The organism is Gelidibacter japonicus, from assembly GCF_010725055.1.
Taxonomy (GTDB): domain Bacteria; phylum Bacteroidota; class Bacteroidia; order Flavobacteriales; family Flavobacteriaceae; genus Gelidibacter; species Gelidibacter japonicus.
Genome location: NZ_BJKB01000007.1, coordinates 26,151 through 49,114 on the forward strand (window position 1 = coordinate 26,151; position 22,964 = coordinate 49,114).

14 protein-coding genes are annotated in these 22,964 nt (G+C 38.2%); 6 read left to right on the forward strand and 8 right to left on the reverse strand.

Annotation, left to right across the window (positions count from 1 at the left end):
* Window positions 1–143 precede the first annotated feature (143 nt).
* On the reverse strand, window positions 144–1,292 hold the full coding sequence (gene galK, locus G6N06_RS08775; protein WP_163515973.1) for a galactokinase: 1,149 nt from the start codon (window positions 1,290–1,292) through the stop codon (window positions 144–146).
* Window positions 1,293–1,302: 10 nt separating this feature from the next.
* Window positions 1,303–2,193 (reverse strand): aldose 1-epimerase, encoded by an 891-nt coding sequence (locus G6N06_RS08780; protein WP_163515975.1) that lies wholly within the window; start codon window positions 2,191–2,193, stop codon window positions 1,303–1,305.
* Between the two features lie 289 nt (window positions 2,194–2,482).
* Between G6N06_RS08780 and G6N06_RS08785 the strand changes: the two genes are divergently transcribed.
* A complete protein-coding gene (locus G6N06_RS08785; RefSeq protein WP_163515976.1) occupies window positions 2,483–4,111 on the forward strand; it encodes a sodium/sugar symporter in 1,629 nt (542 codons plus the stop codon).
* Window positions 4,112–4,433: 322 nt separating this feature from the next.
* Here the strand turns inward: G6N06_RS08785 and G6N06_RS08790 are convergent, their stop codons facing one another.
* From G6N06_RS08790 to G6N06_RS08815, 6 genes are all read right to left on the reverse strand, one after another.
* Window positions 4,434–6,629: a T9SS type A sorting domain-containing protein gene (locus tag G6N06_RS08790; protein WP_163515978.1), complete on the reverse strand. Its 2,196-nt coding sequence runs from the start codon at window positions 6,627–6,629 to the stop codon at window positions 4,434–4,436.
* A 401-nt stretch (window positions 6,630–7,030) separates the two neighbouring features.
* On the reverse strand, window positions 7,031–8,995 hold the full coding sequence (locus G6N06_RS08795; protein ID WP_163515980.1) for a DUF3857 domain-containing protein: 1,965 nt from the start codon (window positions 8,993–8,995) through the stop codon (window positions 7,031–7,033).
* A gap of 3 nt (window positions 8,996–8,998) precedes the next feature.
* On the reverse strand, window positions 8,999–10,960 hold the full coding sequence (locus tag G6N06_RS08800) for a transglutaminase-like domain-containing protein (RefSeq protein WP_240338020.1): 1,962 nt from the start codon (window positions 10,958–10,960) through the stop codon (window positions 8,999–9,001).
* Window positions 10,926–14,186, reverse strand: a complete 3,261-nt coding sequence (locus tag G6N06_RS08805) for a tetratricopeptide repeat protein (protein ID WP_205334748.1) — start codon at window positions 14,184–14,186, stop codon at window positions 10,926–10,928. The genes G6N06_RS08800 and G6N06_RS08805 overlap by 35 nt, the downstream gene beginning before the upstream one ends.
* Before the next feature lie 201 nt (window positions 14,187–14,387).
* Window positions 14,388–15,767 carry an exonuclease domain-containing protein gene (locus G6N06_RS08810; protein WP_163515984.1) on the reverse strand — a complete coding sequence of 460 codons (1,380 nt, stop codon included), beginning with the start codon at window positions 15,765–15,767 and terminating at the stop codon, window positions 14,388–14,390.
* On the reverse strand, window positions 15,767–16,537 hold the full coding sequence (locus tag G6N06_RS08815) for an XRE family transcriptional regulator (RefSeq protein WP_163515986.1): 771 nt from the start codon (window positions 16,535–16,537) through the stop codon (window positions 15,767–15,769). Before G6N06_RS08815 ends, G6N06_RS08810 begins: the two co-directional genes overlap by 1 nt.
* A 181-nt stretch (window positions 16,538–16,718) precedes the next feature.
* On the opposite strand from G6N06_RS08815, the gene G6N06_RS08820 reads away from it, so the two are divergent.
* The 5 genes from G6N06_RS08820 (at window position 16,719) to G6N06_RS08840 (ending at window position 22,932) form a co-directional block, all read left to right on the forward strand.
* On the forward strand, window positions 16,719–19,778 hold the full coding sequence (locus G6N06_RS08820) for a DNA polymerase III subunit alpha (RefSeq protein WP_163515987.1): 3,060 nt from the start codon (window positions 16,719–16,721) through the stop codon (window positions 19,776–19,778).
* An 87-nt stretch (window positions 19,779–19,865) separates the two neighbouring features.
* A complete protein-coding gene (locus tag G6N06_RS08825; protein WP_163515989.1) occupies window positions 19,866–20,117 on the forward strand; it encodes a DUF6364 family protein in 252 nt (83 codons plus the stop codon).
* 1 nt (window position 20,118) lies between these two features.
* Complete coding sequence (locus tag G6N06_RS08830; protein WP_163515991.1) at window positions 20,119–20,544, forward strand: type II toxin-antitoxin system VapC family toxin; 426 nt, start codon at window positions 20,119–20,121, stop codon at window positions 20,542–20,544.
* 143 nt (window positions 20,545–20,687) lie between these two features.
* Window positions 20,688–21,905, forward strand: a complete 1,218-nt coding sequence (dinB, locus tag G6N06_RS08835) for a DNA polymerase IV (protein WP_163515993.1) — start codon at window positions 20,688–20,690, stop codon at window positions 21,903–21,905.
* 436 nt (window positions 21,906–22,341) lie between these two features.
* Window positions 22,342–22,932 (forward strand): HupE/UreJ family protein, encoded by a 591-nt coding sequence (locus tag G6N06_RS08840; RefSeq protein ID WP_163515995.1) that lies wholly within the window; start codon window positions 22,342–22,344, stop codon window positions 22,930–22,932.
* Window positions 22,933–22,964: the final 32 nt, after the last annotated feature.

Sequence of the window (22,964 nt, forward strand, 5' to 3'; positions counted from 1 at the left end):
CCTTTTCAATCGCAGGTCTCCGCTTCAAATAGTAATGCATTTAAAAAATTAAAAGATCATTCAACTTTCTTAAGGCTGAAAACACCTGTTTTTCTATCAATTGATGAGTCTTGGTTCTTTGCTCTTTATTCTTTATTCTTTAGTCAATTTACCAAATGTGTGCCCTGAGAAAGTTTCACTTCATAAATAGAGCAGGCTCTTCCAAATTCATCTTTAAAATTTTTGGAGACTTCCTTTTTGAACGCCTCCATGCCACTTTTTCTCACCAAGTTTATGGTACAACCGCCAAAGCCTCCACCCATCATCCGAGCACCAATAACATCAGAACTCCCCTGTGCTTGGGTCACCAAAAAATCGAGCTCAGTACAGCTCACTAGGTATTGAACGCTCAGCCCATCATGTGATTGAAAGAGTAAACTCCCCAAAGTACCCAAGTCATCTTTTTCAATGGCTGCCGCAAACTTCTTTACACGATTGTTTTCTTCAATGACGTACAAGGCCTTTTGATAATCTTCTTCAGAAATATCATGTTTTATTTTCTCTAAATCGGATGTAGATGCATCTCTTAAAGCGACAACTCCAAGCAATTCGGAAACTTTTTCACAAACTTCACGACGGTCGTTATAGGCGGTCTCTGCCAAATCATGTTTGACATTGGTGTTTATGAGCATTAGATCGTAGTCTTTAAAATCGATTTTATAGGGTTTGGAAGTCACCGTTCTACAATCCAAAAGCAGTGCACTGTCTTTAATGCCAAACATACTGGCATATTGATCCATAATACCACATTTTACGCCAGCATAATTGTGTTCGGCTTTTTGGGACACCAAAATCATTTCTTCTTTGGTCAGACCGAGATTGAAGAGCTCATTGATCCCAAATACAAAACTATTTTCCAAAGCTGCCGATGAGGACATGCCTGCACCACCGGGAATATTTCCGGAAAAGACGCCATTAAAGTTGCCTATTTCTTTCCCAAGCACTTGTAATTCTGCAACAACGCCCAAAATATAGTTTCGCCAATCGCCATTTTTCAAAGGTTTGATATGATCCAAGGCAAACTCATAAAGCTCTCCCTTATTCAAGGCAAAAACTTTACTGATGTCTTCTTCACTTTTTTGAATGGCCAATGCAATCCCTTTATCAATTGCGGCCGGGAATACAAACCCCTCGTTATAATCGGTGTGTTCTCCTATGAGATTGATTCTCCCTGGAGAAAACACGATTAAAGGATCTGTTTTAAACTGTTTTTTAAAAGAGTTTTCAACCTCTTTGACCAAATTTGCAATCATTGTATCGTTTTTAGTTGGTATGAATTTTTAAAGTCCAGGTAATATCGAAGGTTTCCTTAGACTTTAAAAATTTTAATCCTATGTTGTTATTAAAGCTATTAGAAACACCCGTCGTTGGTTCAATAGCAATCATATGTTCTTTTGGCGGCGTATACACCTGCAAAAAACTGTTGGCTTGGGACGAGGACAGAATTAACTTGTAATTTGGTGTTTCAAACCCCACATCGGTCCCTTTCAACTGCCAACAATCGTCCAAGTTTTTATTTTTTAAAACTACTGAATCAATAGGGGATATGGGTTCTAAATCGAGACCGATATTACGATGGCCAATATTCAATTTATGTTCACTTTCAAATTTAAGAATACTATTATTAAGATTTTCGCTTAAAAAATAGGGATGCCATCCTATGGTGAATGGAAAGGTGGTATCCGATGTGTTTACAACCGAAACATCTATATCCAGGCCAGTTTGGGTAAACGTATATTTTAATCGAATAAGAAAAGGAAACGGAAAGCCATCTTCTACCTCCTGATAATCATATTCCATTATAAGTTCCGCGCCCTGTTTATCAGCCGATTGGTGGGTCACTAAAAAAGTTTTTTTATATACCAATCCATGTAGCGCATTATTCTCTTCTTTATGATTTGGATCCAATTGAAATTGTTGATCATTAAAAAGATACTGACCATCCTTTATTCGATTCGCAAACGGGAACAATATCGCAGAAGCATAGGTAGTGTCGTAAGTTAACGGCGCCAAATCAACAATGAGCGGCACGTTATCCAAGGTCAATTCTTGCAAACTGCCACCGTCATTGAGACATACTTTAGCATATACGCCCTGGGAAGCGCTTTTTATTTCAACGATATTGGTCTGATCGTTTTGTGTAATAATGTACATAATATAGAATTCTTAAACACTAAATTTTTAGAGGCCGAATCTTTTTAGTTCATTGCCCTTGATGAAAATTAAATGTAATTATGTCACGACGTTAACTATCGGTTTACGGTTTTGCGTTTTTTCTAAGGTTTTATAGCCCTCATTGGGAACCGCAGTATTACAAATATATAGAAAAGCCTTGCTAAAACATTTTTTTTGTTTTTAAGAAATTAAAATGTAAGCCATAGTCAAACAGAATATTTACATATATTTGAGATATAAAAACTAAACTAACTCAATCAAACTATTTATGGCATCAGGTTTTCATTCGTGGGATTATGCAGTTTTCATTGCCTACGGAGCACTTATTTTAGGCGTAGGTTTATGGGTCTCCAGAGATAAAAAAGGACACCAAAAAAATGCAGAGGATTATTTTTTAGCAAGTAAATCTTTGCCTTGGTGGGCCATTGGGGCATCGTTGATTGCTGCCAATATTTCGGCAGAGCAATTTATCGGGATGTCTGGTTCAGGTTTTGCCCTGGGTATTGCTATTGCATCCTATGAATGGATGGCTGCCTTAACACTTCTAATTGTTGGAAAGTACTTTTTACCCATTTTTATTGAAAAAGGACTCTATACCATTCCAGAGTTTGTTGAAAAACGTTTCTCAACAAATCTGAAGACCATATTGGCTGTTTTTTGGATTGGTCTTTACGTTTTTGTAAATCTCGCTTCGGTACTTTATCTCGGTGGTTTAGCCATAGAAACGATCATGGGTGTAGATATGATCTATGCCATTATCGGGTTAGCTCTATTTGCCGCGGCCTATTCTCTTTATGGGGGATTATCTGCTGTAGCATGGACAGATGTCATACAAGTTGTTTTCTTAGTTTTAGGAGGTCTAGTAACTACATATTTAGCATTGAACACGGTGTCCGGAGGTGAAGGTGCAATGGCTGGTTTCTCAGCCATTTGGGAGGCTGCACCGGAGAAATTCCACATGATACTGGATGAGGCCAACGATAACTTTAACAATCTCCCAGGTATCTGGGTATTGGTAGGAGGATTATGGGTTGCCAATTTGTATTATTGGGGATTCAATCAGTATATTATTCAAAGAACTTTAGCTGCCAAATCTTTAAAAGAAGCTCAAAAAGGAATTTTATTGGCAGCGTTCCTAAAGCTCCTTATTCCATTGATTGTTGTGGTACCTGGTATCGCCGCTTTTGTTATGATTAATGACCCTTCTATTATGGCCAATTTGGGCGAAGCAGGCATGTTGAACGTACCCACTACAGACCAAGCCGACAAAGCTTATCCTTGGTTATTACAGTTTTTACCCGTAGGGCTAAAAGGTATTGCTTTTGCTGCTTTAGCGGCGGCGATAGTATCCTCACTAGCGTCAATGATAAACTCGACGTCAACCATTTTTACCATGGATATTTACAAACAATATATCAATAAAACCGCATCCGATAAAACCACGGTAAGCGCTGGCCGTATTTCGGGTGCTGTAGCTTTAATCATAGCTGTTATCGTGGCTCCACTTTTAGGAGGCATCGATCAAGCCTTTCAGTTTATCCAAGAATATACAGGTATTGTGAGTCCGGGGATTTTAGCGGTATTTTTATTAGGTTTATTCTGGAAGAAAACCACCAATAACGCTGCAATTTGGGGCGCCATTCTATCGATTCCAATTGCCCTAATCCTTAAATTCGCACCAATTGATGCCCTGGAGCCATGGATGCATCAAATGGGAATAACAGCACTTCTTACCATGATCATTATCGTGGTGTTAAGCTACCTTCAGACTAAAGGTGCTGACGATCCAAAAGGTATAGAGATCACAAAAGACCTATTTAAAACCACACCTTTGTTCAATGTTGGAGCCATGGTGGTTTGTTTAATTACTGCCGTTTTATATGCCTTGTTCTGGTAATCAAGGACAAAAATTTATGGTTTTAAAAATAAAAGCCCTTTGTCCTGAGAAGACAAAGGGCTTTGTTTTTTAACAAAAATGTCGATTGCAGTGAAGATGTCTAGGTTCAAAATCTGAAGTGCACATCTGAACAAGTCTACTCCTGAAAATTGTTTTAGATAAATTTATACAGTCGTCTAAATCATTTTTTTGATGATCGGAGGATTGGGTTTTCACTTGGTCTAACTTATCATGAAAGAAACCGACTCAAAACTAATTGAAACAGCTTCATATATATTTAACTCCGGGGCATTTGTCCAAGTACTAAACCACATTCAACTCTTTATTCCTTAATAAATTTACCCACCAATTCTGCAGTATCTGTTTCTACCTTAACAAAATAGAAACCCTTGGGAAGCCCTGACACCTCAATGGAGTTTTTATCGGTTTTTGCAATATTTATCACTTTTTTACCTGTAATATCATAAACTTTATATCCCTTGATTTGGCCATTGTTTTCTAAGTGAAAGGTTAAAACATCCTTGGTCGGATTCGGATACATCCTAAATTTAGGGCTTGTAAACTCACTAACACTTAACGTATTTTCCACCATCACGCCATAATCATCCGCACGTTGTGCCAACCCATCGCCACACACCAAAGGCGCTTTAGTATATTCTGATATGACCCGCATCCTCAATAAGGTATTTAGGACAGCCGTGGCAGGCGGAGTTATACTGACTGAAGGTGAGCCGATTGAATTAACCCCAATATCATGAGTTAAAACACGCTCATTGATTCCATGACTGTTTGAAGTTTCAAATATGCCGTTATTGTCCCAATCTATCCATACTTCTGTATGTTGTGCACCACTATCTCTTGACCTATAGGTGACTACTAAATCATACGAAGATCCGAGATGAATTGTGGTGTTATCAGAACAGGTAAAATCTTGCATGGCCGTTTTTGGAATAAAAGTGTAGGTTTCTTTGTTGATGGTATTAAATGACACATTGGTAACCCCGAGACCATAATCCTGATCATTATTAAAACTGCTGATAACACACGCCGACACCATTCCTGCACTAACAGTCATACTTTCCGCTTTGGTTAAACTAGATGCTCCATGTGCATTTGTAATGGAAAGCGTTACATCATAAATGCCAGCGTTATTAAATATTATAGTAGGGTTTTGATCCGTTGAAGTATAAGGTTCATCCACGTTGTTATCAAAAGTCCAAAGAAATGATACATCGTCGTAACTAGTATCTGTATAACTATTGGGCGAACAGGTAGACTGATCGTAAAAACTTACCTCTTCTCCCAAACATGCAAGGTTCACTTGAGATGTGAACTGAACTTCCGCTTGCGAAGGTGGCGTTAATGCAGAGCTCGTTAGGTAAGAAGCTCTAATGTCATTCAGTGCAGAATTCACTACCGCTCTCTGTCCTCCAGTAAATTCACTCCGGCAACTTGTATAATTCATATAATTACTCATGTGATCTTGATGTGTCCCTGTATTTCTTCTGAAGCCTGTATCCGGATTTGTTATTTGATCAAATGACGCGTCACATTCATTAGAATCATTATTATCACAATAAATAGGGGGGTCTATTGAGCTTATTCTCATATGGCTTGGCGTATCAAAAATACCATCGTCACCACATTGATCACCCTTTCCATCTCCTGTAGAGTCGTCCCCATTAAAAGTATGGGGTAAGTTAAAAGCATGTCCTAACTCATGAGCAAAGGTATTGGAAAATTCATCTAAATACGAGCAGCTTAAAACTACCGTACCATCATAAGGTCTACCATGCGCAGACGCAAAATATGCATATCCTGCGGTATATGATTCTGAACCTGCATTATAACAATTCTTGTTATCAATTTCATCTACGATCCAAACATTATAATATTTATTTGGGTCCCAAATGCTGTATTCCTTAAGAGAATTTACACCGCCTCCAGCCGTATAATCTTCAATGCCATCTGAGTTATTTATATTAACGCCGTTGTTGACATACTCAGTCACACTACTCATATCTACCCTCAAAATACCATCGGTGCAATGTCCGTCTTCATCTTGAACAGCTAAAACAAATTCAATTTTCATATCTACGCCCATCCCATCACCAAGTGAACCCTCTGTTTTTCTCCAAAAATTATTCAGATACCTTATACCTCTTTTTACATCGGCATCAGAAATATTAGTACCAATCCCAACAGGTTCGCCTTTATGCATAACGTGAACTACAATTGGAATTTGTAAAACACCGTTGGCCTGTACGCCTCTTTGCATACTCACCTTTTGCATAGATTCTAATGTGCGCCGATGACCGGCTCTGTACTGAGCATCTTCTTTCATTTTTTGATCATGAATGAAATCTGTGCCACAAAGCTCTTTATTAATGGTGATACTTTTAGTTTCAACTGTTCCTTTCTGGAAATTACTGATCGGTATTAGTTTTTGCCCATGACTATGAAGGTTAAAAAAAAGAATGGCGAAGAGGGTTGCGAAAAAATCATAGTGCTTCTTCATAACTGAGGGTGGATTAAAATTAATAAGAACGACCCTACCAAAATAATTATAAAAAAAACCAAAAACAAGTGTTTTTTTAAAATAAATTAAAATAACATGCTCATTTAGTGATAGTTATAAGTAGTAGGACGATTGCTAAATATAAATACAGAAGAAATTTATCGCACTTTCACTAATGGATACGTATGACGAAACGGCATCAACTTTGGTCAATTCAACCCTAGTCGATTTTTCACATCCAAAATATCTGCCACAAACTTTGCATTCAAAAAGATCCATTCTTTACAAACAACATGGAATCCTCAACCTTCGGTTCCATATAGATTTCTTTAATAGCTTATTCGTAACACAGAACCCATTAAAATGGGTCAATAAGGTCTAATTTTATTTGAGCGTGATTGCTACTTCGGTTCCAAAATCAGAGTGATCTTATTGAAATCGGCGGCGCTATTTATGATCTTTCTATAATCTTCATAAACCTCCGTGCTAATATGATTGATTCTATAATGCTCATCCGCCGTGATTATAAGTGTATTTCCATTAAGTTCATAACATGATTTGAAACTCAATAATTCCTTTCCATTTTCAGAATACACATTATCGATATTAATGTCCTCCAAATTTGCCACGGCATATCCTTCTGGGATAGTAATGGTCAGCGTTCTATAGTAACTCCGTTGGTACTCGTTCTCTATTGGCAACACACGCTTCTTTTCTTGATACATTTCCATTTGCTGGCCAATCAAATCGCCCACCTTAAATAAATATTTTTTTCCTGCTTTTTCCACAAAGGCGTTAGAGTTAAAATCTAGAACAAATTGTAAAGGTTTTATACCAAATAATTTTGGACTGCCATTATTGACCTTTTTTTCAGTAATGTGCACATCCTTATCAATGTTTTTCGCAAACCCTTCAATGAGCTCCACCTTATCTTCAGGTTTGATCAAATCCATAAACGGATGAATATACATGGCATAATACCCCGTCATTGATTTATCCATTTTTATGGTAACATTGCTGACGTCTTCATCGTCAAAGGAGACATCAATCAACATTTTATCGGTTGTAATATCAGCTGTCACAGGATGGATATAGTCTATCTTTCCAATAGCCGATTTGAAGTCTCCAATGACAACCTCCTTAATGAACAGCCCATAAGTATCGGTTAAATTTGGTGGTGGGAATCCGTATCGGGAATCCATTTCAGATGGAGACATGTATTTTTTGGTTTTCGGAAAATAAAACAGCACATCGGTCAAAAAAATATTGGCCTCAAAATCCTTATCAAATCTCATATAGTCCCGTCCACAAGTGTAAATAAAGTCAAACTTAATTTTCAAGTGATTAAAAATTGAAGCATACAACTTTACAATTCCTCTTTCATTGGCCACTTTATCTTTGAGCACATCCAATAGGGAGGACAATTGGTCAGTGCTCCCCTCAGTGATGAAAAAGTTGGTTTTAATATAAGATTCAATGGTTCTTATTTTCTCATCGATAGCCTCATCTTCCTTAAACTCAATTTCCTTCAATAAATTTTTCAAGACTGACAATTCCTTTTTTGGAAGTTCCCCGACGTAATACTCGTAGCTGTTTTGGGATACATTTGCGTACGAACTAATATCCTTAGCCCTACTTGCTGTATTCTCATTCAAGGCATATATCAGAAATTGTCTGTCCGCATCATAAGCAGCAAGATCTTCTCTTTCCAACAATTCCACCTCCGGAATTTGCAGCGACCAACGGTTCTTATTCTCAATAATAGTGTCTCTTACCATCTCCTGCAATCCATTATAGCTTTTGAATTTGAACAAAAGATTTGAGGGCGCATAAAGATCAAATTCCAGATTGTTTTTCGAGAAATTGGACTGGAAATCAATGCGTTTTCCTTTGTAAACAGGACTGCGTTTTACCACATACAAATACTCTATAAAACTACCCTTTTCAATTCCTTCAAAAGCAAAATACTTATATGTTTTGTTGGTTTCATTGTTTGTAGCGGTTAAGATTTTAGAATCGTCCAGATTAATTATTTGACCAGAAGCAGTTATCACCCGTGCCTTGTTCAATTCCAATTGGGCATCGGAAGCGTAGGGCAAATACACCTTATTAAATTCTTCAATAGTATCATCAGAATTAAGATAATACACTTTATGCTCTAAAAAATATTCTGTTAAAATACCATCATCGTCAAAATAAAATTCCGTTACGATTTTTTCCTTCAAAGAAGCCATGTGTTCATTGGCAAAAGATCCGTTGGAATATTCTGGATTGGTATCCCAATCATACGATTTGTAAAACGGCTGTGCCAAAGTGGTAAGCATTCCGGCGATATAAAGAAGGCAAAAACATGCGAATGGTCTCATATACTATTGTTTTTTTAGGACAACAATTTCTTTAAAGTTTTTCTCCACTGTTTTAATGGCCTGATTAACTTCCTTTTGTTGTTTAGAATTAAGATTTAAAAATTTCATCTCCAATTGATGTTTGTAGATAATGGTGTTTTCTGATGGCTCATAACTTATTTGACAGTCAAAATAATCGTTTTGCAATGAAAAATTGTCTGGCATATAATCTATGGCATAACCTTCAGGAATTGCTAAAATTGTTTCAAAATCATAGTAGCTTTTATATTTGACCTCACTATCATTTTGTCTGTTATCTTCGGTTTTAAAATTGGAAATGTTCTGATTGAGATTAAGATTGATATAGATTTCATCATTTAATTTCTTGGCATAATCACCAACTTTAAACGTATAATCTATAATCAAGTTTTTATCATAATCGTACTTATTGGTCTCTTTCACCTCATCAATCAGAAACTTATTATTAGCCTTTTGCAATTTCCGAGTGTAATATTCCTTGGTCTTTATGGGGGTGTTTTCGGCTTCAAGTTGATTAAAAAAATCGATTTTATAATACCCTGAAACCTCGGTTTTAGTTGTTCCAATAAGTGCATTCCCATCCAATTGCAGCGATGTTTGCTCTCTAAAAGTATTCGTTTTTGGTGCCATCACCGGAACCACTTTAATTTCAAAATCAGTTTCGTTTTTAGCGATTAATGCTTCCTTGCCTTGAATAAAAGAAGACGGCATTTCTAAAGGTAAATAGCGTCCGGTGGCGTCGAGAAAATAGGTTTTACCATTAATATCTATTGATAAAATCATGTGGTTATCTACATAAGGTGTTGGCAATTCACTATAAGTATAAGGAATGGTTCTGGTACCTATCCAAGTCAATTGCCCATCCAGTCCAGCAATCTTGAGCATTTCATACAACAGACTGGAATTGTCCTTGCAATCGCCATATTTCTTTTTGAACACATCGTTGGCTTCTCTTGGGATAAACCCTCCGAGAGCATATTCAAAAGCAATGTACTTGATGTTTTTTTGGGTCCAGTAATAAATGGCTTTGACTTTATCCACATCTGTTTTTTGGCCTTTGATAAGATCATCCACCAATACAATTAAATCAGGATCTGAAGGTGCTTGATTAATGTCCTTGACCATAGAATAATACCATTGGTAGAGATCGGACACATCATTGAGGACATTGGTGGTTCTTCCTTGTGAGCTATAGGAAGTTATAATAGGTGCGATATGTGGTAACAAACGACCATAGCTCGGAATATTGGATTCATGTTTGAACTTATCAATATTCTTAAGCTCCCAGGTATAAATGATGTCACCTCTCTTTTCTTTTTGGGAAAACATGACATCGTAATTTGACGTATTGAATTCCTGAAATTTAAATTGAATGTTTTTATCTGCAATTAGCGTCACTTTTTTATGCTGGATTGGGAAAAAGTCAGCAAAGTAGATTGGTCTCAGAAAGCGCGGGTTCTTGACAATCTCCGTATATGCCAATTTTGTTTTTCCCGCAATGGATAAATTGGGATATATGAAATTCACAGATTTAATATCATCGTGAAAAGCATCGCCCATTTCGTCCTTTTCCACAAAATTATTGACCTTATAAGCCGTGTATTTTCCGTTTTTAAACTCGTAGGAAGTGGCCTCCACCGACTGTAGTTCAAAAAAAGAAGAAAAGTTTAATGCCCTTTTCGAACCATAGGTTGCCATTTCATCCAGAAATAAGTCTTCTTCCACAAAAGATTGCCGAATTTCAATCTCATCATTCTTCAATTGTACAGAAATTAAAACTTCATCCAACAATCTCACCTTATTGGATTCTGGATATTTAGCTTTGTTGAGTTCAAATTCAGGCGAATATTGGGCTTTTATTTCTGAAGGAATGAGTAATAACAAACAAAGAATTACATATAAAATTGTAGGTTCAGCTTTTTGAATCATAGATAAGACCATTGGCATAGTATTCAGTTTTGGTGAGCTTTCCTGTTTCGCTATAATATTTCGCTTCGCCATGTTTTTCATTATTAAGATAATTGACGGATTGCTTTAATTTACCGTTTTCATAAAACTGTTCGGAGATTCCGTTTCGCAAGCCGTAAAGCGTGTTTTCTCTGGATTTTATTGCTCCGTCCTCATAGTAATCAATATCCAAACCGTTGTATTCCCCATGGTCATAAATACTGTGGTGCTCCAATTGTCCGTTATAATAGTAAGCCTTATAATCGCCATGAACCTCTCCATTAATAAAAGTCATGGTTCTGGAAGGTTTTCCGTTATCATAAAATGCCTCCAATTGGGCTGTTTCATTTTTGATAGGAATCATCTCCTTTTCAGTGCCGTCGGCATTGAGATACGTATATCCGATAAGTACATCATTTTTATAGAATCTAACTATTTGCAAATTCCCGGAAGGACTGAACAGTTCCTTTCTACCTTCAACCATGTTGTTGACATATTCCGTAGATGTAAACAGTTTTCCGTTTTCATGATAAGACAACCATGTTCCCGCTTTGGAGCCATTTTCATAAAAATAATCATCTTCCAATTGCCCTGATTGATAGTAGCGTTTGGATGCGCCGTTTCTGCTTCCGTTCAAATACACTTCGGAAACCCTAAGCTTACCATCATCATAATACCAGTTCCATTCGCCATGTTGATTCCCGTTATTATAATTCCCAGAAACTACTACCGCTCCATAAAAATCATAGAACTTATATGGTCCATGCTGAACACCGTTGACATAAGGAATTTCTGATTGGATATTGCCATTTTGATAATGGGTTACGAGTTTGTGGGTTTTTTCAGCATCTTTAAACTTGAAAGATTCATATTGCTCATTATGAGTATTGAAATACGATTCTTCAATTGGCCGACCAAAGTTATAGACGGTATGACTTTCTATAGTTCCATCTACTTTAAAATTTTTCTGTAGGCCATGTAAATCGCCCTTATGGTAAAAACGAGTCGCCTCCAAAGTGCCATCTATATAATAAAAATGCCATTCGCCATGTTCTAAGCCATCCTTATACCAACCCTGATTTTGCAATTGTCCGTTAAGATAAAAATATTGGTAATAGGTACTTCCGTTTTCGATATTATAATCTGAAATGGACATGGTCTTTCCAGATTTATGATAAGTAGTATGGACACCTATTGGTTCATTGTTTTGAAATTCGCCATCGCTACTAAGTATTCCATTCTGTCCGTAAAACTTCCAATGGCCTGTTTTGCCGCCACTGACGTCATATTTACCTTCTGATGATTTATTCCCATTTGCATAATACCCTTCATAGAAAAACTCTCCTTCTTTTTTACTGCCTTCAGAAAAGGTTTTCCCAGATTTGTCATAAAATTTATAACTGATGATATCACCTTTTTTATATTGAAAATCTGAAAGTAGTACACCATCTACATCGTAAGTTTTATAACCGCCTTCAAAATCTCCTTCATTATATGTGTATTCTGCATTTAAGGTGCCATCATAGAAATATGATTTCCATGGACCATTAAAATATCCCTTATCAGCTTGTCCAATATCTTTTATCTTACCATTAGAATGATAGGTGATATATGCACCCTGGAGGTCACCTTCACTATAATCGGCGTCGAGAGACTTATTTCCATTCCAATAATATTGAATTTCCTTTCCGTGGCGTTTATCATTTTTAAAATTAACCACAGAAAAAATCTTTCCATCAGCATAGTACTCAATAAGATCGCCAGAGATCTCACCTTCTTTGTAATTTGTATCATATTCCAATAAGTCTTCACCAACGTCAAAGTAGGCTAAATACCTACCATCCAGCTTCCCATTAGAATAGAATTTTTTCTGTTTTAATCCACCGGTTTCTAAATAATATTTGTATTCTCCTTCGAATTCATCGTCCAATAATGTCGTCAGGACATACGGGCTCCCATCATCATAAAACAACCTGTTCTCCCCGTTTAATTTTCCGTCTTTATAGGTTGCAATTTCTTTGATTGCTCCGTTTTCATGAAACCAAGTCCAGGTGTTTTGACGCTCACCTTTCTCATTAAAAAATCCAGTGCTCGACAATCTACCATTGGCATCGTAAAATGTCCAATCCCCAACATATACATCACCATTTCGAGGTCCTTCAGCCAATAAATTCCCTTCGGAATAATGATGCGCCATGTTTTCCCTGACATTTTCACTCAAAATCTCAAACCATTTTTCACTATAGCTTTTTATAAAACCTAATACCTTGTCTTCATTTTTTTCTATGATTTTTTTGTAAGCTTCATTTTTTACGGCATAATTGACCGTATAGGTAAAATCCTCAAAATAATTATTTGCATAGATCCAATTGTAAAATGGCACATAGTATTTATCCCAAAAACCGTTATCGCCTTCAAAGGATTGCAATTGCTGCAACAGCACATGATTTTGCTTTACTAAAGGAATGGGGATTTGTGTTTCGATTGGATAATTGGCGTTCAATGCAATTCTGTTGTTCAAAATAAGATCAATATCCTCAAAAGCGTCATCATCGGGAGAAACCACTAAATTAGGTACAGATTCACTCTCATTTTTATCTGCGACAACATCATTGACATATTTTAATAAAGCGAACGCTCGTTCGGTATCAGGTTCGATCATTAAGGCCATATTATAGCACATTAAGGCCTGGGACATAAGCTGTTGACGATAGCATACATTTCCCAATCGCACGTGGGCATTTCTGTGCAGCGGATTATACAGTATTGTATTTTGATAGGCCTCAATAGCCGCTGGAAAATTGTTTAAATTTTCTAAAGCGATAGCCTTATTGAACCACAATTTGGCATTCCTGGGATACAATTTTAAGGCTGTTTCATAAACCTTCAGTGCTTCTTCGTAATTCTCGCTGTTAGAATAACTCACTCCTTTATTAATTAAAAGGAATAATTTGGAACCGCCTTCACAGTTCATCTCTAAACCTTCATTTGTAGTCGCCAATGCTTTATCATATTTTTCCTGAAGGATGTAGTAATAAGATTTGGTAGTCAATATCGAGCAATAGGTAGAATCGTTTTTATGGATGCGATACAGTTGTTTCAGCACCTCATCATAATCTTCCTTTTCAGCACTTTCAGAAACAGAAGTGAGAATTGATTCATAATCAACAAAAGGGAGTTTCTTTTGGCCATGCGACATTAGGCCGCACAGAGCCAGTAACATCATGCAAACGTGTTTCATAGGAGCAGGGGTTCAATTTGAATACTAATATAGGATAGTTAAGAAAACATTCATAGTAAAAAGCTAAAAGTTGGGTCCTTATACCAGAATATTCCTAAGAACACTAATAAACTCGAAGGGTATAAAGTCTGTTTTGATGAACTAAAACAATATCTTCTTAACCTTACTACATCATATATGTTGAAGTCATTCAAAATGCAAAGCCTGAACACCCGAAGGCTGCAACAACAATTTTCTCAAAATCCCTTGAACTTCAGTAGTTTCTTTCTGCGGGATTAAGAAGGTCTCCAAATCCTCAGTATTTGTAATTTGTTCTGATTTCTCAACAAAACCATAACCAAGATAGAGGCCGTTCTTGATGAGCACAAAAGCTTCTTCTTCTAGATGGCGACCTTTTTCTCTTAAAACCAAATTCTGATTGGAATTGGCCATATAATCAATTGCCAACTTCACACGTTCATTATAGATTCCAACCGATTCTTCATCTCTACAGACGCCTTTGCAAGTGGTCAGCTTGTAATGCGAGCAGGTCCAGACATTTTCCTGTAAATGGCAATATTTGGGACATAGTTCAAATTGCTCGCATACGTGCTCTAAATAAAGTCGGCAATCGCGAATACTGTGAAAAACTTGCAACGGATGGGGAGTTGACTTCAGCGTATTGAATGCCAAGTGCTGAACGCCCTGCCGATCTTCATAACTAAACACGGCATACGGTTTTGGTACGCGCTTGGCCGCTTGGTTATATATGGGAAAATGATGCTTGATGGCGGCATCTTCCATCAGTCGGGCTACGAGATCGCTTCCCGAAAGTTCAAAATCAATATGGGCCGTTTCCCGGCAAAGATTAAGTTCCTTTTCTTTTTTATCGTAGAAATGCCCTAAGACCCGTTTCTTAAGATTGATGGCCTTGCCTACATAAATGATTTTTCCTTTTTTGTTTTTGAAATAATAAATTCCCGGACCATTCGGGATACCTTCAAAAATAGCACTTGGCAAATGTGAAGGCAGCGTCGCTTCTTTAGACCCTTTTTTAAGGAAATCGGAAAAAACAGTATCCGAATGACCATGGGCCAATAACTTCTCAAACAACGTCACGGTTGCTTCGGCGTCGCCTCGTGCGCGATGTCTATCCACTAAAGTAATTTCTAAGGAATTGCACAATTTCCCCAAACTATACGATCGAAATCCTGGGAATAAGGTTCGGGATAAGCGCACCGTACATAACTTCCGCCGTCTGAAATCGCCACCAATCGCTTTGAATTCATTACGAATGACGTTATAGTCAAAATTGACATTATGGGCCACAAAAATGCTGTCTTCAGTAATGGAAAGAATAGCTTCCGAAATCTCCGCAAAGGTTGGGGCATCAGCAACCAGCGCATTGTCAATACCCGTCAATGCCGTAATATAATCTGGAATTAACGCCTCGGGATTGACCAGTGACGTGAACTCTTCAAGAACCTTTTCCCCATCATGTTTAAAAATGGAAATTTCAGTAATCTTGTTGCCCCGCCCAGTGGTTTCCACATCAATAATGGTATAGGTTGTTTTGGGTTTTGCCATTATGCCATTTTTTGAACTGCCTCCAATTCCACCTTCAATTCTTGGAACATCGCCATAATACTGCTCATTTTCAGTTCTTTTTCGTCGTATTCCTGAGTGTTGATACAGCAGGTAAATTCCCAAAGCTCCAATACATTTTCAATAGGAACTTCATAAGGCTGATACACTTTATTGTCGCTGCTCAGCAACAAAACGTTCTTATCCTCTATCAAATTATAGACACGTTTATAAACCAAGCCATCATCCTTGGTCAATACAACATAGGTACGTCCGTTTTTCACATCCCGGATATCTTCCACAAATTTTGCGACCACAAAAGAACCGTCCTTTACGGGCAACATGGAATCGCCTTTGATAGGAAAAGCGCGATGGGTTCCGGTGGGCAGAAAGGGCAATTTGATTTTTTGTAACTGCTCAATATATTCCGGATCATCATATCCAGACAAATACCCTGCCGAAGCTTTTGCCGGAACAATCTCAATGAGGTCTTCATTGTCTTCATTGACCGTAATTGGAAAGAGGACCCGCTTACTGCCAATGTCAATAAAGGACGTGTCTTTGGCTTTTCGCAAATCATTTCTGACTAAAATGTCAATGGGGATTTTAAAATAATTGGACAAATCGATCAATCGATCAATTGGCGGCTCCGAACGTCCTTCTTCATAAGACCCAACGATGGATCGTGACCAACCCAATTCATCGGCAAAACGCTCTTGCGAAAGTTCCTTTAAAGAACGTAGGTGTTTGATATTTGCTTGGATATGTTTCATTTTCTTATTTCTTGTTTCCCGCCTCCGCTTTGCTACGGACGGGCAGGCTTGTTTCCTGAATCCTAAATCTTGAATCCTGAATCCTGAATCCTGAATCCTGAATTCACAACTTGCTACAAATATAAGCAATCAATACTACATATAATAGCTAACTTTGAAAAATATCAATAAATAAGAAAAAATGTATCTCAACTGCCACACTTACTACAGCCTTCGCTACGGCACTATTAAGCCCGAGCAGTTGCTTGCGATTGCTTCAGAAAATGGCTTGCAGACCTTGGCTTTGACGGATATCAACAGCACCTCCGCCTGCTTGGATTTCGTAAGATTATCCTCAAAATACAAGATCAAACCTGTTTTGGGTATCGATTTCAGGAATGGTGTCCAACAGCAATTTATCCTCATTGCCAAAAACAATCATGGGTTTAAGAACATCAACGATTACCTATCAGAATTCTTACATAACCCTGAATTGGAAATCCCGGAAATTGCTCCCGAATTGGAAGACGTCTTTGTGATTTATCCCTACATCCATAAAAAAACATACCAACTCAAAGAGAACGAATTCCTGGGCATCAAACCAAAGGATTTGAACCATCTCAAATTCTCCAAATGGAATGTCTTAAGGAACAAATTGGTCGTGTTAAAGACCGTGTCATTTCAGAGTAAAAAGGATTTTAATACCCATCGTTTATTACGCGCCATTGACAATAACACCTTGTTGAGCAAACTTACCAAAAGTGAGCAGGGAGAGGAGACGGACAGAATGTTGCCCTATCAGGAATTGTGCGATACTTATAATGAATTTCCAGAGCTTTTAAAAAACACAGCGTCCATTCTCAAAAAGTGTCAGATCGATTTTGACTTTTCACATGAAAACCCCAATAACCAGCGATGCTACACCAACAATGAGGCATTGGATTTTAGACTGCTTAAAAAACTCACCTACGACGGCATCCATTACCGGTATAAAAATCCTGGAGAGCGCATTTTCAAACGTATCGAAAAAGAACTGTCCATCATTGAACAGAAAGGATTCGTATCCTATTTTTTGATCAATTGGAAGATTCTGAAATACGCACGCAGTAAAAATTATTTCTACGTTGGTCGGGGCAGTGGCGCCAATAGCATTGTGGCTTATTTGCTTCGGATAACGGATGTAGATCCGGTGGAACTCGATCTCTATTTTGAGCGTTTTATCAATGTTTTCAGACAGAATCCACCCGATTTTGACCTTGATTTCTCGTGGAAAGACCGCGATGATATTACCGACTTTATTTTCAACCGATTTAAAAACACCGCTTTGATTGCCGTGTACAATACTTTCAAGTTTAAAGCCTCCGTACGGGAATTGGGGAAAGTGTTTGGTTTGCCAAAATCGGAAATGGACAAGCTCACCAGAGGAAAATACCATATTAACCAATTGGACAACCTGTCTCAACTCGTCATTAAATACAGTACGCATATTCAAGGTTTTCCGAATTATTTGGGTATTCATGCCGGTGGTATTATCATTTCAGAAAAACCCATTCATTACTATGGCGCTACTTTTATGCCGCCAAAAGGCTATGCCACCACTCAATTTGATATGGTCGTGGCAGAAGATATCGGTTTGTACAAATTTGATATTTTAAGCCAACGTGGCCTCGGGAAAATTAAGGAAGCTACAGAGATTGTCGCCTATAACCATCCCGAAAAGCCGCCTATCGACATCCATGATATTCAACGGTTCAAACAAGATGCACGTATCAAATACTTGCTTAAAAACGCCAAAGCCATCGGCTGTTTCTATGTAGAATCTCCAGCCATGCGCATGCTGATGCGGAAATTACAAGTGGACAGTTATTTGGGCTTGGTAGCGGCAAGTTCCGTAATCCGCCCCGGCGTTGCCAAAAGTGGCATGATGCGCGAATATATTCTGCGGTATCGTGATCCAGCGCGCCGAAAGGATGCGCCCAAAGTCTTACTCGATCTCATGCCAGAAACCTTTGGCGTGATGGTGTATCAAGAAGACGTTATAAAAGTAGCACACTATTTTGGCGGCCTCACACTTGGAGAAGCCGATATGCTACGTCGTGGCATGTCAGGAAAATTTCGATCGCGTGATGAGTTCATGAAAGTGAAACAACAATTTTTTGACAACTGTAAAAAGACCGGAAAACCTGATGGTTTAGTGATAGATATTTGGCGACAGATTGAAAGTTTTGCTGGGTATGCGTTTGCAAAGGGCCATTCAGCGTCCTATGCCGTGGAAAGCTACCAAAGCTTATTTTTAAAAGCCTATTTTCCATTGGAGTATATGGTGGCAACCATCAATAATTTTGGCGGATTTTACAGCACAGAACTCTATGTCCATGAAGCCCGAATGGATGGTGGCCTCATAGAAGCACCCTGCATAAATACGAGTTTTACACAAACTGTCATTCATGGCAAAACCATTTACCTCGGATTTATGTTCCTGCAGTCCTTGGAGTCAAAGACCATCCAGCGCATCGTGAAAGAACGTCATGCCCAAGGCGATTTTTTAAGTTTGGACGACTTCATTGAACGGGTCCCGATTTCCATAGAACAGATTTCGATCTTGATAAAAATAAATGCCTTCCGATTTACCGGAAACAATAAACGCGAACTGCTCTGGGAAGCCCATTTAAAGATCAGCAAGCATGCCTTACAAGAGCAGGTTGTCACATTATTTAAGACTGAACGAATCCAGTATAAAACGCCAGAATTGCCAAGTACAGCCTTGGAAAATGCTTTTGACGAAATTGAATTGTTGGGTTTTCCACTTTGTAACCCGTTTCATCTCTTGGAAAAACGTTCGGCAAACCCATTGCGAGCAACAGATTTGCAAGCCCTGGAAGGAAAGATGATCACCATTGAAGGCTATCTCATCACCCTCAAAAACACCAAGACGACCAGCGGCAAAATCATGCATTTTGGAAACTTTTTGGATCGTGATGGCGATTTTGTAGACACCGTCCATTTTCCGCCGGTGGCAGCCAAATTCCCTTTTAGGGGCAAAGGTATTTATAAGATTACAGGTAAAGTGGTAATTGAATTTGATTGTGTCACCATTGAAGTGAGTAGCATGGAACACTTGGCAGTGATTGAAGACCCGAGGTATAAAATCCCATCCCCTAAATCCCCTTCCCGAGAGGAAGAGGACTTTCAGGGCGGAATGATGCCGAGAGTGAGATTAAAACCTAAAAGATCACCTATTCAAATATCCGCTTCCCGATAGGTAGACAACCATTAAGAATACGTATAAATATATTAAATAATACACGTGCATTTATTTTTTTATTATCTTTATAAAAAACAACAAGTTATGAGTACGAAATTGACATTGACAATCGAAAAGGAAGTCATAGAAAAGGCAAAAAAATATGCAAAAGAGAAAAATCGTAGCCTATCCGATATTATTGAAAATTATCTCAAAATATTAACCATGGAAGAACGTCAACAAAGCGAGAAAACTCTTCATCCAATTGTAAAATCCCTAAAAGGCTCTTTTAAAACATCTAAAAAAATAGATTACAAGAAAGAATTAACGAAACGATTAGAAGAAAAATATTTATAGAATGGATCATGTACTTATAGACACCGATGTCATATTGGATTTTTTCTTTGATCGAGAACCCTATTCCAAATATGCCGCAAAAGTTTTGAACTTATGTGAAGAACAAAAAATAAAAGGATTTATAACTCCTGTAGCAATTTCAAATATTTATTATTTATTGAGAAAAATTGGAAAGCATGACATTATTATTGAAAGATTAAAACAGCTTCTAACCATTATCGACATTGCTGATATGGATAAAACCGTCGTCTTAAATGCGTTAAATTCTCAATTCAAGGATTTTGAAGATGCTTTACAAAATTTCTCTGCTATAGGAAAAGGAAAAATTAAAGTCATTTTAACAAGGAATATAAAAGATTTTAAAAAAAGCACATTAGCCATAATGACCCCTGAAATGTATTTGAAAGGCAACTCTAACACCAAATAAAATATCTAAAAAACGTTATTCATTAATGAGTCGAAAGCAAATCTTGATTTCCTTTCGTAAAAGCACCCTTCTTAGAAACAGTCTCGATTCTTTGTTCTTTGTTCTTTGTTCTTGATTCTTGATTCTTAATTCTTTTAAAAAAAATGCTCCACAAACGCTCCATAGTCCACATGGATTTAGATACCTTTTTCGTGTCCTGCGAACGCCTGCTCGACAGTCGCCTGATTGGGAAACCGGTCCTGATTGGCGGCACGAGCGATAGAGGCGTTGTGGCCTCCTGTAGTTATGAGGCACGGAAATTTGGCATCCATTCCGCAATGCCCATGCGCATGGCCAAACAATTATGTCCAGAAGCCATTATTCTTCGTGGCGATGCTGGCACTTACACCAAGTTTTCCCAAAATGTAACAGACGTCATCAAAGACAGCGTCCCGCTTTATGAAAAAACATCGGTTGATGAATTTTATATCGATTTGACGGGGATGGACAAATTTTTCGGTTGCCACAAATTGGCTTCCGAATTGCGTCAACGTATCATCAAAGAAACCGGATTGCCTATTTCGTTTGGATTGTCGCTCAACAAAACGGTCTCCAAAATCGCCACCGGCGAAGCCAAACCCAATAATGAAATCCGTATTCCCTCAGGCGAAGAAAAACCATTTTTGGCACCGTTGTCCGTTAAGAAAATCCCGATGGTTGGCGATGTCACCTATAAATCTTTATGCGATTTGGGCATCAAACAAATCAGGACCGTTCAGGAAATGCCCATGGAACTCATGTACAAAGTGCTTGGAAAAAACGGCTTGAGCATTTGGAACAAAGCCAACGGTATCGACAATTCGCCAGTGGTTCAATACCAAGAGCGCAAATCCATTTCTACGGAACGCACCTTCAATAAAGACACCACCGATGTGACCAGATTGAAAGGAATTATTATTGCCATGGCCGAAAACCTGGCCTATCAATTACGTCGTGGCAATAAGTTGACCGCCTGCGTGACCTTTAAAATCCGTTATTCTGATTTTCAGACCTACACACAACAGCAACGCATTCCGTACAGTGCCATGGACCATAATATCATTCCAGTCGTTCTCGATCTATTCGAAAAACTTTATAACCGACGCCTTTTGGTGCGTTTGATTGGGGTCAAATTCAGCCATTTGGTAGAAGGTGGACATCAGGTCAATTTGTTTGACGACGACACCAAGTACCTCAACTTAAACACGGCCATTGACAAAATGCGCGAACGTTATGGCGACAGAGCGGTGATCAGCGCTGCCGGAATGGAAGCACGAACCATTGGCCGATGGAACCCGTTTAATGGCGAACCGCCTCCGCTGTTGCCGCATCGGAAGTCATAATTAAGTTTCAGGTTCAAAGTTTCGTATTTTCCGCTTTCGCACTAGCTACGGACGGGCAGGCCCGCCTGTGCTTCACTACGGACGGGCAGGCCCGTTTTGTGTTTCCTGACTTCAATTTCAACTTAACTTTGAGAAATCCTGGGCCATCACTTCATCAATCCCAAGGAGCGCTAAATTTTTTTGCGAAGTTCACGAAGTCGCATGAACATCATTAGGGTTTCCATCATGATATTCCTTACAATAAAGTTCGCGCACTTTACGTTTAATCATAGCATTCAATACAAATTAAAGTCTCAGGGTTTTATCGTGAAGAATAAAAAGTAATCTGGACACATAAAACGCTGATTTTAGGATTTTCAGGCCGGTTGTTTTTTATAATATATTTTGCAGCTTAACCCATTCCTTGTACCTTTGATGCTACCCAAATAACAACCTTATGCTCGACAATTTTTGGTTTAACGTAAAGTACGGCATGAACCATGTTTTGGACATCAACGCATACGACCATGTCCTATTTTTACTAGTCCTTACCGTGCCTTATATGTTCAAAGATTGGAAACGCATCATCTTGTTGGTGACCATGTTCACATTAGGCCATACTGTTAGTTTAGTGTTGGCCGTTTATGGTATTGTCAGTGTTGATGCCAGTTTGATTGAGTTCCTGATTCCTATAACAATTTTGGTCGTGGCGCTCTACAATGTTTTTACTGCAGGCAAAAAAGCGACGAGCGAAAAGATTGGAATTCTGTTTTTATCAACTTTATTTTTCGGGTTGATCCACGGACTTGGTTTTGCAGGCGAATTTAAAATGTTTGTCGGCCGTGCAGAAAATAAACTGATGCCCTTGGTAGAATTTGCATTGGGTATTGAATTGGCTCAGATCATCATTGTTTTTGTGGTCCTGTTTTTAGGTTTCTTATGCCAAACCATCTTCAGGTTTTCAAGACGCGATTGGATTGTGGTATTATCGGCTGTTGTTGTGGGCTTGGTCATCCCAATGCTGATCAACAATGAGTTGTTTTCATAAGAGACGTAAGGTTTGTCGAAACTTTAACTCTA